Here is a 15,561-nt window from a genome sequence, read left to right as displayed (position 1 = left end):
TGTATCTGGTTGTCTCGGAGATCACCCGATGTCGTTACATGCGCTGCGCCCTTTCGCCCCTTTTGTGTTGTCCAGTTGCTGGCTGCTGACCAGCTCAGTTCACGCTGCGACTCAGGACACCACGCCTGCGGCGCTGGAACTCGAAAACACCAACGTCGTCGCCACGGCTCTGGAAGAAACCAAGCAGATGCCCGGTGTGTCGATCATCACCGCAGAAGACATCAAAAAGCGCCCTCCGGCCAATGACCTGTCTCAGATCATTCGCACCATGCCGGGGGTCAACCTGACGGGCAACTCCACCAGCGGCCAGCGCGGCAACAACCGCCAGATCGACATCCGTGGCATGGGCCCGGAAAACACCCTGATTCTGGTGGATGGCAAGCCGGTCAACAGCCGTAACTCTGTGCGTTACGGCTGGCGCGGTGAGCGGGACAGTCGCGGCGACACCAACTGGGTGCCAGCCGATCAGGTCGAACGCATAGAGGTCTTGCGTGGCCCGGCCGCTGCGTTGTACGGCAACGGTGCTGCAGGCGGGGTGGTCAATATCATCACCAAACAGCCGGGGGCCGAAACCCACGGTGAGGCCACGGTCTACAGCAACTTCCCGACCCACAAGGATGAAGGCGCCACCGAGCGCATGAGTTTCGGCCTGAACGGCCCGCTGACCGAGAACCTGAGCTACCGGGTGTACGGCAACATCGCCAAGACCGACCCGGATGACTGGGACATCAACCAGGGCCACGAATCACTGCGCACCGGTAACCAGGTCGGCACCCTGCCCGCTGGCCGTGAAGGCGTGCGCAACAAAGACGTGAACGGCTTGCTGAGCTGGCACCTGACCCCGCAGCAGACTCTGGAGTTCGAAGCGGGCTTCAGCCGCCAGGGCAACATCTATACCGGCGACACGCAAAATACCAACAGCAACGCTTACGTAAAAAGCCTGCTGGGCCATGAAACCAACCGAACTTACCGCGAAACCTATGCGCTGACCCATCGCGGTGAATGGGATTTCGGCAGCAGCATGGCCTACCTGCAATACGAAAAAACCCGCAATACGCGGATCAACGAAGGCTTGGCCGGGGGCACCGAAGGCATCTTCAGCAACAGTGGCTTCTACACCGCCGTGCTCAAGGACCTGACCGCCCATGGCGAGCTTAACTTGCCATTGCACGCGGGGCTGGATCAGACCTTGACCCTGGGCACCGAGTGGACCCAGCAAAAACTCGATGACCCCAGCGCCAACACCCAACTGACCACCGAAGGAGGCGCGGTTCCGGGCTTGACCAGCACCAACCGCAGCACCAGCTCTTCGGCGCAGATTTTCTCGCTGTTTGCGGCCGACAATATCGAGCTGCTGCCCGGCACCATGCTGACCCCGGGCTTGCGCCTGGATCACCACAGCATCGTGGGCAACAACTGGAGCCCATCGCTCAACCTGTCACACGAATTGACCAACACCGTAACCCTTAAAGCCGGTATCGCCCGCGCCTACAAGGCACCCAACCTGTACCAGTTGAACCCGGACTATCTGCTGTATAGCCGCGGCCAGGGTTGCTACGGGCAAACAACCAGTTGCTACCTGCAAGGCAATGCAGACCTCAAAGCTGAAACCAGCGTCAACAAAGAGCTGGGCATTGAGTACAACAACGAAGGCGTTGTCGCGGGTTTGACCTACTTCCGCAACGACTACAAAAACAAGATCGAATCCGGCCTCTCGCCAATCGGCCAGGCCGTGGGTGGTACCGGCGACTATGCCAATGCCGGGATCTATCAGTGGGAAAACGTGCCCAAGGCACTGGTTGAAGGCCTTGAAGGCACCCTGACTTTGCCGCTGTCAGCGCAAGTGACCTGGACCAACAACTTCACCTACATGCTGCAATCGAAAAACAAGGAGACCGGTGATTACCTGTCGGTGACCCCGCGTTACACCCTGAACTCGATGCTGGACTGGCAGGCCACCCAAGACCTGTCGCTGCAAGCCAGCGTGGCCTGGTACGGTAAACAGACGCCGAAAAAATTCGATTACCACGGCGAACGCGTCACGGGGACGTCCAACAACCAGCTGGCACCTTACGCCATCGCCGGGATCAGCGGCACCTACGCCATCACCCGTAACCTGAGCATCACCGCAGGCGTCGAGAACCTGTTTGACAAGCGCTTGTACCGCGAAGGCAACGCCCAAGGTGTGGCCAATATCGAAGGCGCCGGTGCCGCGACTTACAACGAACCGGGCCGTACGCTGTTCACCAGCCTGACCGCGTCGTTCTGAGCCATAACGAGATCGCCTGATGAGAACGAAGATCCTCCCTCTGGCGCTGCTGCTTGCACTGGCCCTGCCCGTGCAAGCCGCTCAGGCCCGACCTGCGCCTGACCAGCCCATGGACACCAGCCTGCTGCAGCGCAAAGACCTGAAATACAGCTTCAGCTCGCTACTGCTGGACTCGGCCGATGGCCAGCGCCACTACCAACTGTGGATTGGTCGCCCCGCCAGCGCAGCGCCCAAAGACGGCTATCCGGTGGTCTGGATGCTCGATGGCAATGCCGCAATGGGCGCGCTGGATCCTCAGTTGCTCAATACGTTGGCGGACGGAAAAGCGCCGCTGCTGGTGGCCATCGGTTACCAGACGCCGTTACGCATTGAGCGCAACGCCCGCACCTATGACTACACCCCGAACAGACCGGGCGCCGCCCGGCAAACAGACCCGCTGACCGAGCAACCCAGCGGCGGTGCTGACGTCTTCCTCGACCTGCTGCGCGAGCGCATGCGCCCGGCGGTTGCCGCCCAGGCGCCGATCAATCTGCAACAGCAAACCTTGTGGGGCCACTCGTATGGCGGCCTGTTGGTGCTGCACGCCCTGCTCAACCGGCCGGGCGAGTTTGCACACTACGCCGCGGCAAGCCCGTCTTTGTGGTGGACCGACATCAACGTGGATGCGGGCTTCAAACAGCGCCTTAAGGGGCACCAGCCGCACCTGCTATTGATGCGTGGCACTGCCGAACCCGGCAACCCGCGCGGGCCGCGTGTCGGGCAACCGGATCAGCGCATGCAAACGCTCAAAAGCCAATTGAACGGCCTGCCGGGGCTGAGCGTCGACTACCACTCCTTTGAGGGCATGAGTCACGGCGAAACCCTGCCCGCCTCGTTGCGTTTCGTGCTGCAAGCCCTCTAACCATTCCCCAAACCGTAGGAGCGAGCTTGCCTCGCGATCTTTTAAAAGATCAAAAGATCGCGAGACAAGCTCGCTCCTACACAAAGAGATATGCGCAAACTCATTCCTGCTCGGAATCCACTCTATAAAAAACATGAATTTTATTTATGGTATGCCTTTGTTTATCTTCACCTGACCTCCATCACCGGGCACAGCCATGACCAGCCAAGCACACTCGAACCCGCTGAATGAAGCTCCTGTCGAGGTCAACTGGCAGCGCAACCTGGCTGTGAGTGTGTTCGGCGCGTTCACCACGATTATTGCCATGACCCTGTTGCTGCCCTTTCTGCCGTTGTATGTCGAGCAACTGGGGGTCAGCGATCCGGCGGCTATCGTGCAGTGGTCTGGCATCGCCTTTGGCGCAACGTTTTTGACGGCAGCCCTGACGGCACCGTTGTGGGGCCGCCTGGGGGATCGCTACGGGCGCAAGTTGATGCTGATTCGCGCAAGCCTGGGCATGGCCATCGCCATGTCATTGATTGGTCTGGCTGAAAACATCTACCAACTGGTCGGCTTGCGGCTGTTGGCCGGTTTGCTCGGTGGCTACGCGTCGGGGGCAACCATCCTGGTGGCCACGCAAACGCCTAAAGCGCGCTCGGGTTGGGCGCTGGGCATGCTGGCGTCGGGGATCATGGCCGGTAACCTTACCGGGCCGCTGATTGGCGGCTTGCTCCCGCCGTTGGTGGGCATCCGCAACACCTTCTTTCTGGCCGGCGGCCTGATCTTTATCACCTTCCTTGCCACGTTGTTCCTGATGAAAGAAGTGCCCCGTCGCAAGCCTGCCGCCGGTACACCTAAAGCCACAGCAGCCAGCGCGTGGAGCGCAATCGCGGACAAACGCCCGGTCATGACCATGTTTGTCGTGGCGGGCCTGATGATGTTCGCGATCATGTCCATTGAACCCATCATCACCGTGTACTTGATCCAGTTGCACACCCAGGATGTCACCCTGATGGCGGGCGTGGTCATGTCCGCCACCGCGCTGGCCAGCGTTTTGTCCGCGTCGCGGGTGGGTAAATTGGCCGATCGCATTGGCCACTGGAAAGTCGTCACGGGATGCATGAGCGTGGCCGCCCTGCTGCTGATTCCTCAGGCGTTCGTGACCAATGAATGGCAGCTTGTGGGGCTGCGTTTTCTGATGGGGTTGGCGCTGGGCGGATTACTGCCGGGGATCGCCGCGATCATTCGCCACGCTGTGCCCGACAAAGTCGCCGGGCACATGCTCGGCTACTCAACGTCCTGCCAGTACATCGGCCAGGTGCTCGGGCCATTGACCGGCGGCTTTGTCGGCGGGCATTTCGGCATGCCCGCCGTGTTCATCATCACCTGCGTGTTGATGGCGGGCTGTGCCGCAGTGATGCTCGCCCTGCGCCCCCGCCACTCAGTTCAAGCGCATTAAGGGGCATTCGCGGCTTCTGAACGGGCAACCCGATACATCGTCCATGTGTAGGCGGCCAGGGCCAGACCGGCCAGCGTGCCGCCGATCAAACCGATGTACGAGAACCCCAGGTGGCTGCCGACCCAACTGCCCAACAGCGCACCGCCGCCGATACCAATGTTGTAGATGCCCGAAAACATCGCCATGGCGACGTCAGTGGCATCCGGCGCCAGGGTCAGCACTTTTGATTGCAGGGCCAGACCAAAGCCCATGATTGACATGCCCCAGATAATGCTCAGGACACTCAACGACTCGACCCAACCACTGGCCGGCAACAGCAGGAGCAGGCACAGCGCCAGCAAGCCGATGGCGATCAGCAGGAACAGGTGCGGGTTGTATTTGTGGAACAGGCTGAAGCACAGCGAGCCAATGATCCCGGCGCCGCCGAACAGCAACAGGGTGGTGGTCACGATGGTGCCGCTCATGCCCGCCACGCTCTGCACGAACGGCTCGATGTAGCTGTAAGCGGTGAATTGCGCGGTGATCACCACTGCAGTCAGCACGTAAACCGCCACCAGCGCAGGTCGCCTGAACAATACCGGCAAGCTTCTCAGCGACCCCGAGTTCTGGCTCGGCAGCAGCGGCAAGGTCTTGAACAGCCACAGCACCAGCAACGACGCCAACCCGGCGATCACCAGGAACGTGGTGCGCCAGCCCATCGCCTCACCCAGCAAACGACCCAGGGGCACGCCCAAGACCATGGCCAGCGAGGTACCGGTGGCAAGCAAACCCAATGCCTGCACCTGCTTGCCTTCCGGGGCCATGCGCACGGCCAGGGACGCGGTGATCGACCAAAACAGCGCGTGGGACAAGGCCACGCCGATCCGGCTGAGCAGCAAAATGCCGAAATGGGTGGCGACGCTGGACAGCAAGTGGCTGGCGATAAAGATGCCGAACAACGACAGCAGCAGCTTTCGGCGCTCGACGTTGCGCGTCAGCAGCATGATCGGCAGCGAGGTCAGGGAGACCACCCACGCGTAGATCGTCAGCATCAACCCGACGCTGGCGGTGGTCATGTCGAAGCTGGCGCCAATGGCACTCAGCAAGCCGACGGGGACAAATTCAGTGGTATTGAACACAAAGGCGGCCAGCGCCAATGCGATGACAGGTTGCCAATTTGCCTGAGGTGTTGCGCCATGGCTGCTCATTTATAGGGTGTTCTACTCGCATTCGGGAAGCTGACAGGTTCTTTTTGCTGCACTGGCGGTCACGCGCTGCACACACAACACGCCCCGGTGCCAGAAGCATAGCCAGAACCACACGGGGCGGCATTCTATAGCGTTCTTGACGGTATGACGGTGAACATCGAGTGACGCCTGCGAGACATTTAGCCGCACGGCTGCGCCACAGCACGAAGCAACCCTTCAATGGATCCACTAAATCCACACACCACCCAATTTGCGTTCGTTAATCGCCTAAAATGGCTGCTATTCACTGATTACAAATTGACTCGCCCAAGACCAATCCCGCCTAATGGATCCATAAAAGCAATAACACCTGATCTGGAGATTGGTATGTATCCAAAAAATACGTGGTACGTCGCCTGCACCCCCGACGAAATCGTCGACAAACCGCTGGGCCGGCAGATTTGCGGTGAAAAGATGGTTTTTTATCGCGGCCTGGAAAATAAAGTCGCGGCTGTCGAAGACTTTTGCCCGCATCGCGGTGCCCCGCTCTCGCTGGGGTATGTCGACAACGGCAACCTGGTGTGCGGCTACCACGGCCTGGTGATGGGCTGCGACGGCAAGACCGTCGAGATGCCCGGCCAGCGCGTTCGCGGCTTCCCCTGCAACAAGACCTTTGCCGTGGTCGAGCGTTACGGGTTTATCTGGGTATGGCCGGGCGAACAGGACAAAGCCGACCCCGATCTTATCCACCACCTGGAGTGGGCCGTCAGCGATGAATGGGCCTACGGCGGCGGGCTGTTTCATATCGGCTGCGACTACCGCCTGATGATCGACAACCTGATGGACCTGACGCACGAAACCTACGTGCACGCATCCAGCATCGGCCAGAAGGAAATTGACGAAGCCCCGCCCGTGACCACCGTCGAAGGCAACGAAGTGGTCACCGCCCGGCACATGAAAAACATCATGGCCCCGCCGTTCTGGCGCATGGCGTTGCGCGGTAACAACCTGGCCGATGATGTGCCGGTGGACCGCTGGCAGATCTGCCGTTTCTCACCCCCCAGCCATGTGCTGATCGAAGTCGGCGTGGCCCATGCGGGCAAAGGTGGTTATCACGCCCCGGCGCAGGCCAAGGCCTCAAGCATCGTGGTGGACTTTATTACCCCCGAAACCGACACCTCGATCTGGTATTTCTGGGGCATGGCGCGCAACTTCAACCCGCAGGATCAAGCGCTCACGGCGACGATCCGCGAGGGCCAGGGCAAGATTTTCAGCGAAGACCTGGAAATGCTCGAACGCCAGCAACAAAACCTGCTGGATCACCCGCATCGCGCCTTGCTCAAGCTCAATATCGACTCTGGCGGCGTGCAGTCGCGTCGCGTCCTGGAACGCATCATCGCCAGCGAACGTGAGACCACCGAAAGCGTGGTGAGGATCCAGCCATGATTGAAGTTCAGGTTGTTTCGCGCAAAACCGAAGCCCATGGGATTTGCAGTTATGAACTGGCCCGTCCCGATGAAAGCCCCCTGCCCGCTTTCAGCGCAGGGTCGCATATTGACGTGCATTTGCCCGACGGGCTGATTCGCCAGTACTCACTGTGCAATCACCCGGATGAACGCCATCGCTACCTGATTGGCGTGCTCAAGGACCCGGCTTCACGCGGCGGCTCTCAACACCTGCACGAGCAGATCAATACTGGCGACCGCTTGCAGATCAGTGAGCCGCGCAACTTGTTCCCGCTCGTCCACGAAGCCCGGCGCAGCCTGCTGTTTGCGGGCGGCATCGGCATCACGCCGATTCTGTGCATGGCCGAGCGCCTGGCCCACAGCAATGCTGACTTCGAGCTGCACTACTGCGCCCGCTCCAGCGACCGCGCAGCCTTTGTGGAGAGGATTCGCCAGTCAGCGTTCGCGGACCGCTTATTCGTGCATTTTGATGAGCAACCCGAGACGCTCATGAACGCCGCCCAAGTGCTGGCCAATCCGCAACTTGGTGTGCATCTCTACGTGTGCGGCCCGGCTGGTTTTATGCAACACGTACTGGACAGTGCACGCGTCCAAGGGTGGGCAGAAGACCGCTTGCACCGCGAATACTTCGCCGCCGCAGCCATCGACAGCAGCCACGATGGCAGCTTTAGCATCAAAGTCGCAAGCAGCGGCCAGATCATCGAGATCCCGGCCGACAAAACCGTGGTGGCGGTGCTGGAAAGCCATGGCATCGACATCCCCATGTCGTGCGAACAAGGCGTGTGCGGCACCTGCCTGACCAATGTGCTGGAGGGCATACCCGACCACCGCGACATGTTCCTGACCGAAGAGGAGCAAGCGTGCAACAACCAGTTCACGCCGTGCTGCTCACGCTCGAAATCGCCGCTGCTGGTGCTGGATATCTAGTCGGCGCGCAGAATCACCCGCATCCGCTCACTGGCCACTGCCGAGCTGAAAATCTCGGCATAGCGCAACGTGGCATTGGCGTGCTCGCGCATCATGGCTTCAGCGCGAGCACCCTGGCCATTGACCAGCGCATCGAACACCGAATGGTGCTGCATGTGGGCGTAATTGAAGCGTCGATACTCGCGGGCCATGTCTTTACGATCAACCGCCAGCGCCGTCACCGAGGCAAACGGTAAATGATCATTGCGCGCCAGCGCATCGGCAATTGCCGGGTTGTGGCTACCCTCAATAATCACCTGATGAAAGCGCATGTTGAGGTCGTGATAGGCCTCAAGGTCATCTTCGGTCACAAAGCCTTTATCGAACAGTTCATCGCCTTGCAACAGGCACAGTTCAAGGGCTGCCCGACCTTCTGGCGAAAGCCCGCGCTCAGCAGTCAGACGCGCCGCCAACCCCTCAAGCACCCCGCGCACCTCGACGGCACCGGCGATGTCATTGGCACTGACCGAGCGCACCTGAAACCCGCGACCGCCAAAACGCACCAGCAAGCCTTCCTGCTCCAGCGTACGAAACGCCATGCGCACGGGCATGCGTGAGACACCGAACAGTTCAGCGGTAGGGATTTCCATCAGACGTTCGCCTGCGGCCAGCTCGCCCGAGGCAATCATTTTGCGCAGTGCGATCAGCACCAGTTGGCCGGGCTTGCTCATCCAGGCGGCTTCCAGAAAACAGGGGGCCGACATAGTAGCCCAGATCGACCTCAAAACCCTGTAGGAGCGAGCTTGCCTCGCGATCTTTTCAACATCAACAGATCGCGAGACAAGCTCGCTCCTACAGGGTGGGTTGAGTGCCGGGGTATTACATCGACAACGGGTAGCTGATGATCACGCGGGTTTGATCAAAGTCGCTGTTGAAGGTGCGCCGGTTGGTCGAGTTGTTGACCCGCAGGCTGAGGTTTTTGAAGCTGCCACTCTGAACGGTGTATCCGATCTCGGTATCGCGCTCCCATTCCTTGCCGTTGGTGCCTTGCTTGGTGGTGGCATTGTCGCCGTGACCATATCGCACCATTGCCAATAAGCCCGGCACGCCCATGGCGGCAAAGTTGTAGTCGTAACGCGCTTGCCACGAACGCTCGTCCGCGTTGCTGAAGTTGCCGTTGAACATGTCGTTGCCCAGGGTTCGCCCGCTGCTGCCGTACACCGACATCCAGCTGGTATCGCCACTCACTTTCTGCAAACCGAGATACAGCGTGTGCCCGCCCGTCGCTGCAGAAAACAGGCCGTACGCCGTGCGGCTGCTGACGTTGCCGATGCGCGCGCTGCCGTCATCCTTGTCGATGAAGTAGCCCAGGTTGGCACCCAGTACCCAGTCACCCACCGGCTGCTTGTGCAGCAGGTTAAAGTAGCTCTGCTGGTAGATGTCTTTGAGTTGCGAATGCCAGACACCCACCTGGGTACGCTGCTCGTTGAAGCGATAGTCTGCCCCGGCATAGTTAAAACGGTCAGACGTCACGCCCGGTGCCGCCCACGTCGACAGCTCTTGCATGTCCGAAGAGTTACGCAGGCTGACCTTGCGATATTGACCGGCCTGTACCGCCAGCCCTTCGATCTCTTTGGACACCAGCATGGCCCCGCGGAAGGTTTGCGGGAGCAGGCGACCATCGTCATAGCGCAACACCGGCACGTCCGGCATCAGCTCACCGACTTTGATTTCAGTGGCCGAGAAGCGCATTTTTGCCGCCACCCCGGCACGGCTGAAATTGTCTGCAGCGCGCCCATTGCTGCGCACCGGCAGCAGCTCCGAACCACTGGCCTCGCGGCTGCTGTCGAGCTTGACGCCGAGCATGGCAATGCCATCCACCCCGAACCCGACGACGCCTGGGGTAAAGCCCGAACTGAACTTGAGGATAAAGCCTTGCGCCCACTCATCGACCTTACTTTTGGTCGCGCCAGGGTCACGAAAGTCGCGGTTGAAGTAGTAGTTGCGCAGCAGTAAATCCGTGCTGGAATCTTCAAAAAAGCCTTGATCCTGTGCCATGACAGGGGCGCACAAGGTCAACGACAGCAAGCCAATGGTGTTCTTCATTATTATTGTTCTCCGTTTTTTGGACGCAGCCGCTCCCCGCAGCTGAAAAAGCCCGCCCAGCTCTGGTTGAGTTGTAGGTGTGGAATGTGCCCGGCCAGGGCCGGGCATTAATCAGCGCCCGAAATCAGGCTGGCGAAAGTACCGGCTGCGCGGTAGGAGCGCCCGGTTTGAGCAGCAACAAACAGCCTGCTGCGATCACGAATACGATGGCGAACACCCCGTACAAGTGCAGCGGTTGCCAGCCGCCATCGAGCAGAAAACCGGCCACGATGGGCGACAGGATCGCGCCGATCCGGCCAATCCCGATGCCCCAGCCCACGCCCGTGGTGCGCACCGAGGCGTCATAGACGATTGGCGACAACGCATACAGCCCGGCCACGCAACCGTTGGAGAACATCCCGATCAACAGGCCCAGGCCCAGCGCCGCCATGACCGAAGAAGCCGAGCCGACAAACAGCACCAACAAGCCCGCCGTCACCAGCATGAACAGCGACAACACCCGTGTCAGCGGCCAGCGCGAGGCCAAACCACCGACCAGCGCGGCGCCAAAGATCCCGCCCACGCTCAACAGCACGCCGCCGGTGATGCCCTGCTGCGCAGAAAGCCCGGCAGACACCAGCAACTTGGGCGTCCAGCTCATCACGAAGTAGAAGCCGAACATCACCAGGAAGAACAGCGTCCAGATCAACAACGTGGTGCGGCGCAGTGCCGGCGTCAGCAGCTTGGTAAAGCCCTTGCCCTCGCCTGCCACGCTCGCCACCACGGGCGGCATTTGGCTCAAGGTCGGCAGCCCCATGCGCTGGGCCAGACGGTTGATACGTTGCAAGGCGGTTGCCGGGCGACGGGCCAGCAGAAAGTCCAGCGACTCAGGCAACCACAACAGCACCAGCGGGATAACCGCAAAAGTCACGATGCCGCCGAACAGAAACACCGAACGCCAACCCCAATGCGACAACAACCACACAGCGATCAGGCCGCCCAGCGTGGCGCCCAGGGCATAGCCGGTGGACTGCAAGCTCACCGCCAGACCGCGCCAGCGCTTGCTCGCGTACTCACTGGCAATCACGTTACTGCTGGCCAGAATGCCGCCGATACCCAGCCCGGTCAGGCCGCGCAGCAGCGCCAATTGAGTGGGCGACTGGCTCATCGAAGACAGCAGCATGCCAACGCCGGAAACCACCAGGCACAGCAGGATCAATGGACGCCGACCGATGCGATCCGCCCAGGGAGCGATAAACAAAGAACCGGCGGCCATGCCGAACAAACCGGCGCTGAGCAGCATGCCGATTTGCGCCCCGCTCAACGCCCACTCGGCCGATACCGAGGCGGCGGTGAAGGCCATCACCAGCACATCGAAACCGTCGATCATGTTGAGCACAATGCAAATTCCGATGGCGAGCCATTGGAAAGAACTCATCGGGCCAGTGTCGACAGTGGTTTTCAGATCGATAGCCATGCGCGTGCCTCCTGCCCGGACATCACCGAAGCAAAAGAGCCGCATAACACGGCGTGACTCACAGACATAAAGCATGCAGAACCCAGGCGGTTCTTTGCCCTTGCGAAGGCTTTCATGACGAGACCCTTTTTGTAGTTTTTATGGGTAACGGTCAGGGGCGAGACCCCGGACATCACCTGGCCGCTAGTCAACCCGTTAATGGATCCATAGACAAGATGAGGGCCGGGGCGGGACAGGGCAAAACGTCTCTATTAAACTTCTAAAAATACTAATATTTTCTTATTTATCAGACAGTTAAGCTCTCATTACATGACTGATATTACTGTGCGATTATCGATCACCATCCGTTCTCTGTAGGAGCGAGCTTGCCTCGCGATCTTTTAAAAGATCAAAAGATCGCGAGCAAGCTCGCTCCTACAGTCGTTAATTGTGCCCATTGTTTAGAACATCCCGACCTCAGGATCCGAAGGTTTGGATCCTGTGTGGCCGGGCAAGTCTGGTATTAAGCACTTCACAATAACAATCGCCGTCCAAGGACTCCCTCCCCCATGTCATCTTCTGCACCTGCCACCCGCACTTCCAACGGCGTGTTCGGCCTGTTTTGTCTGGGCAGTTACTTGTTGTCCGTGTCGTACGGCACAACGTTTTTGTTGGCCATGATGCTCAGCGCCCACGGTGGCAGTGAGTCCGATGCAGGCACGATTATTTCGGCGGCCATGGTCAGCACGTTTGCTGCGGTGATTTTCTCCGGGCACCTGACCGATCTGTTCGGCGCGCCCAAATCCATTGCGGCAGGCGCCGTGCTGCTGGCCGCCGCGTGCCTGGGCTTCGCCAATGTGCAGACGTTCGGCGTCGCGGCTCTGTTGTTCGGGTTGCTGCTGGGCCTGGGTTGGGGGGTGTTTTACACCTTGGGCCCGATCATCGTGGCAATGATTATCGAACCCGCGCGCCGGGTTAAATATTTTGCCCTGCTGTCGGGCAGCATGATGACCGGCATCGGCACCGGCCCTTTGCTCGGTCGAGCCAGTGAAGCGCTGGGCTACCCGGTCGAAACCGCGTTTATCGCGGCCACCGTCGCCAGTTTGCTCGGCGGCCTGGCGTTTGTCCTGATCGGCCCGAAAATCAAGGAGCAAAGCGCAATTGTCGGCCCGGTCAGCGTGTGCAAAATCACACCGCGTGCAGCTGTAACGGTGCTGCGCTCAAAAGCGCTGTTCGCGATTGTCATGGTCGGTTTGGGCGGTGCGATTTTCGGCGGATTGTCGAGTTTTCAAACCTCTTACGCGACGCTCAATCAGCTGGATTATTCGCTGTTCTTTCTGGGCTTCATGAGCGCCGCGATTTCCTGCCGACTGTTCATCGCGGGCTTTATCGTCAAGCGCGACCCGTACTGGATGGCCTGTGCATTGACCGCCATGATCGTGCTCTCGGTACTGATGTTCATGTTCAGTGTCACTTCCAGCGCGACCTATGTGCTGGCTGCGGTGACGCTTGGGGTGGGTTACGGGCTGACCTATTCAGTGATCAACGGGCTGGCCGCCAACGAAGCACCCGCCGGGCACACGTCGCAATCACTGGTGCTGTTCAGCCTGGCGTATTTTGTCGGGGTGTTTGGTTTCCCATGGTTGGCCGGGCACATCATCGTCAGTTACGGCATCCCGACCCTGCTGTCGATCATTCTGCTGATCGCGCTGTGCAACTGGTCAATCACTGCGGGCCGTCTGTTGTGGCGCACACGGACCGCCACGTGCGCCAATGCCTGAACTCCGGTCACTGTTCAGCGACGAGCGCCTCCAGCGGAATGATCTGCGCGCTGCCATGGCGCACGCCACGCTCGGCCATGACCTGACGCGCCAGCGCTGAAACCTCCCCTACTGCGCCTTTGAGCACCGAGACCTCCATGCATTTGCCCTCGTCGAGGTGCACATGCAGGGTCGACAGGGTCAGGTCGTGGTGTTCATGAAACGCATTGTTCAGGCGCTTGGACAGCTCCCGCGTGGCGTGATCGTAAACATAACTCAAGGTCGCCACACAGGGTGCCTCGGGGTCGTCTGCCGCCTGTTCCAGCAAGCCTGCACGCAACAAATCCCGGATGGCTTCGGAGCGACCTTGATAGCCGTGCGCCGCTACCCGCTCGTCAATGACGGTCAGCAAGGCATCGTCCAGCGAAATTGTGACCCTTTGCATTAAATTTGCCTCGCAGTTATGAGCTTTTTACATAGACTTCACACCCAACGCGTGAATAGGCTACTGGCCATCAATCATTGGGAGACGCAGTGTGAAGCAGTCAAGTGTGAAAAAACAGCTTGCCCTCTGGATCATGGGCGCCTGCCTGAGCACCGGCACAATCCCGGCCTACAGCGCCACTGCCGCCCCGACCCTGACCTATTCATGGCCCACCAATGCCGGGCCGCTTGACCCCAGGGGCTACTCGCCAAACCAGATGTACGCCCAGGCCATGGTGTATGAGCCCTTGGTGCGTTACACCGCCGAGGGCACGCTCGAACCGTGGCTCGCCACACACTGGAGCGTCTCGCCTGACGGCAAAACCTACACCTTCACCCTGCGTGAGCATGTGCAGTTCAGCGATGGCAGCCCGTTTAATGCGGCCGCAGCCAAGGCCAACCTGGATGCGGTTTTGGCCAATGCCAAACGCCATCAGTGGATGGAGCTGGTCTCGACCCTGGACCGCGTTGAAGCCCCCGACGAGCACACCTTGGTGTTGCACCTCAAGCACCCGTACTACCCGACCCTGATGGAGCTGGCGCAAGTGCGCCCGCTGCGTTTTGCCGCGCCCGACGCCAAACCCGGCACACCGGTCGGCACCGGGCCGTGGGTGTTGGCGCAAACCCGGCGCGGCGAGTACGACCGTTTCGAGCGCAACGAACATTACTGGGGGGCCAAACCAGCCTATGGCGCAGTGCTGGTCAAGGTGATTTCAGACCCGGACAGCCGCGCCATTGCCCTGCAAACCGGCGAACTGGACCTGATCCATGGTGCCGAAGGCGAAATCTCCCCCGGGACCTTTGTACGGCTGCGTGACGCCGGTTTCAACACCGCCATTTCCGCGCCACTGGCCACCCGCACGGTGGCGATGAACACCGGGCAGGCGCCGACCAACGAGTTGGTGGTGCGTCAGGCCATCAATCAGGCGGTAGACAAAGACACCATCATCGCCAAGGTGCTGCACGGGCTTGAGCCGCGTGCCGACGCGCTGTTTTCCAGCAACATGCCCTACGCCAACATCGGCCTTAAAGCCTTGCCTTATGACCCCGATCACGCCCGCCAAGCCCTGGACGCTGCGGGCTGGAAAGTGCCCGCCGGTAAAACCGTCAGGGAAAAGGACGGTCAGCCGTTGAGCACCGAACTGGTGTTTCTGGGCACCAGCGCGCTGCAAAAAAGCCTGGCTGAAATCATTCAGGGTGAGTTGGCCAAGGTCGGCATCGAGGTCAAGTTACGCGCCGAAGAAGAAGGCTCATTGGTGCAGCGCCAACGCGAGGGCCGCTTCGGCATGATCTTCGCGGATACCTGGGGCGCGCCGTATGATCCGCACTCGTTTGTGAGCTCCATGCGCTACCCAGGGCATGCCGATTACATGGCCCAGCGCGGGCTGCCGATGAAAGATGCGATTGACCACGAAATAGCCGAGGTTCTGGGGCAAACCGACGAAGGCAAACGTGCCGAAGGTTACCGCGAGATCCTCACCACGCTGCATGACCAGGCGGTGTACCTGCCGGTGTCGTACCTCACGGCCATCAGTGTCAGCGCCAAAGGGGTCGATAACGTGCAGTTCGGCAGCACGCTGTTTGACGTGCCGTTTGAAGCCATGCGCCCTGCCACCGGGAAGCCCTGAGCC

General features: G+C 60.1%; 12 protein-coding genes. 7 read left to right on the top strand and 5 right to left on the bottom strand.

Going from position 1 to position 15,561, the window contains the following annotated elements; genetic code table 11:
* The first annotated feature begins 28 nt into the window (after positions 1 to 28).
* The 3 genes from AAEZ03_RS00635 to AAEZ03_RS00625 all read left to right on the top strand — a co-directional run bounded on the left by AAEZ03_RS00635 (position 29) and on the right by AAEZ03_RS00625 (position 4,608).
* Positions 29 to 2,269 (top strand): TonB-dependent siderophore receptor, encoded by a 2,241-nt coding sequence (locus tag AAEZ03_RS00635; RefSeq protein WP_350574992.1) that lies wholly within the window; start codon positions 29 to 31, stop codon positions 2,267 to 2,269.
* A 19-nt stretch (positions 2,270 to 2,288) separates the two neighbouring features.
* Positions 2,289 to 3,170 (top strand): alpha/beta hydrolase, encoded by an 882-nt coding sequence (locus AAEZ03_RS00630; RefSeq protein ID WP_350574989.1) that lies wholly within the window; start codon positions 2,289 to 2,291, stop codon positions 3,168 to 3,170.
* A gap of 196 nt (positions 3,171 to 3,366) precedes the next feature.
* Positions 3,367 to 4,608, top strand: a complete 1,242-nt coding sequence (locus tag AAEZ03_RS00625) for an MFS transporter (protein ID WP_350574986.1) — start codon at positions 3,367 to 3,369, stop codon at positions 4,606 to 4,608.
* Here AAEZ03_RS00625 and AAEZ03_RS00620 read toward each other — a convergent pair.
* Entirely contained in the window at positions 4,605 to 5,795 is a 1,191-nt protein-coding gene (locus AAEZ03_RS00620) for a sugar transporter (protein WP_153332990.1), read from the bottom strand. The genes AAEZ03_RS00625 and AAEZ03_RS00620 overlap by 4 nt on opposite strands.
* 366 nt (positions 5,796 to 6,161) lie before the next feature.
* Here AAEZ03_RS00620 and AAEZ03_RS00615 point away from each other — a divergent pair, with 366 nt between their 5' ends.
* Positions 6,162 to 7,220, top strand: coding sequence for a Rieske 2Fe-2S domain-containing protein (locus tag AAEZ03_RS00615; protein ID WP_350574982.1), 1,059 nt, complete (start codon positions 6,162 to 6,164; stop codon positions 7,218 to 7,220).
* Positions 7,217 to 8,167, top strand: coding sequence for a PDR/VanB family oxidoreductase (locus AAEZ03_RS00610; protein ID WP_350574979.1), 951 nt, complete (start codon positions 7,217 to 7,219; stop codon positions 8,165 to 8,167). Before AAEZ03_RS00615 ends, AAEZ03_RS00610 begins: the two co-directional genes overlap by 4 nt.
* Here the strand turns inward: AAEZ03_RS00610 and AAEZ03_RS00605 are convergent.
* The 3 genes from AAEZ03_RS00605 to AAEZ03_RS00595 form a co-directional block, all read right to left on the bottom strand.
* Entirely contained in the window at positions 8,164 to 8,877 is a 714-nt protein-coding gene (locus AAEZ03_RS00605) for a GntR family transcriptional regulator (protein WP_048370210.1), read from the bottom strand. The genes AAEZ03_RS00610 and AAEZ03_RS00605 overlap by 4 nt on opposite strands.
* Before the next feature lie 148 nt (positions 8,878 to 9,025).
* Complete coding sequence (locus tag AAEZ03_RS00600; protein ID WP_048370209.1) at positions 9,026 to 10,252, bottom strand: OprD family porin; 1,227 nt, start codon at positions 10,250 to 10,252, stop codon at positions 9,026 to 9,028.
* Positions 10,253 to 10,376: 124 nt separating this feature from the next.
* A complete protein-coding gene (locus tag AAEZ03_RS00595; protein ID WP_350574975.1) occupies positions 10,377 to 11,708 on the bottom strand; it encodes an MFS transporter in 1,332 nt (443 codons plus the stop codon).
* Positions 11,709 to 12,256: 548 nt separating this feature from the next.
* Here AAEZ03_RS00595 and AAEZ03_RS00590 point away from each other — a divergent pair.
* A complete protein-coding gene (locus tag AAEZ03_RS00590; protein ID WP_123748946.1) occupies positions 12,257 to 13,468 on the top strand; it encodes an MFS transporter in 1,212 nt (403 codons plus the stop codon).
* A gap of 7 nt (positions 13,469 to 13,475) precedes the next feature.
* On the opposite strand, the gene nikR is transcribed toward AAEZ03_RS00590, so the two are convergent.
* A complete protein-coding gene (gene nikR / locus AAEZ03_RS00585) occupies positions 13,476 to 13,892 on the bottom strand; it encodes a nickel-responsive transcriptional regulator NikR (protein WP_048370204.1) in 417 nt (138 codons plus the stop codon).
* Positions 13,893 to 13,983: 91 nt separating this feature from the next.
* Between nikR and nikA the strand changes: the two genes are divergently transcribed.
* Positions 13,984 to 15,558: a nickel ABC transporter substrate-binding protein gene (nikA, locus tag AAEZ03_RS00580; protein ID WP_350574970.1), complete on the top strand. Its 1,575-nt coding sequence runs from the start codon at positions 13,984 to 13,986 to the stop codon at positions 15,556 to 15,558.
* The last annotated feature ends 3 nt before the right edge of the window (positions 15,559 to 15,561 follow it).

The organism is Pseudomonas sp. HY2-MNA-CIBAN-0224, assembly GCF_040310285.1.
Taxonomy (GTDB): domain Bacteria; phylum Pseudomonadota; class Gammaproteobacteria; order Pseudomonadales; family Pseudomonadaceae; genus Aquipseudomonas; species Aquipseudomonas helleri.
The sequence above is the reverse complement of the archived record's forward strand: the minus strand, read 5'-3'. Positions and strand labels throughout refer to the sequence as shown.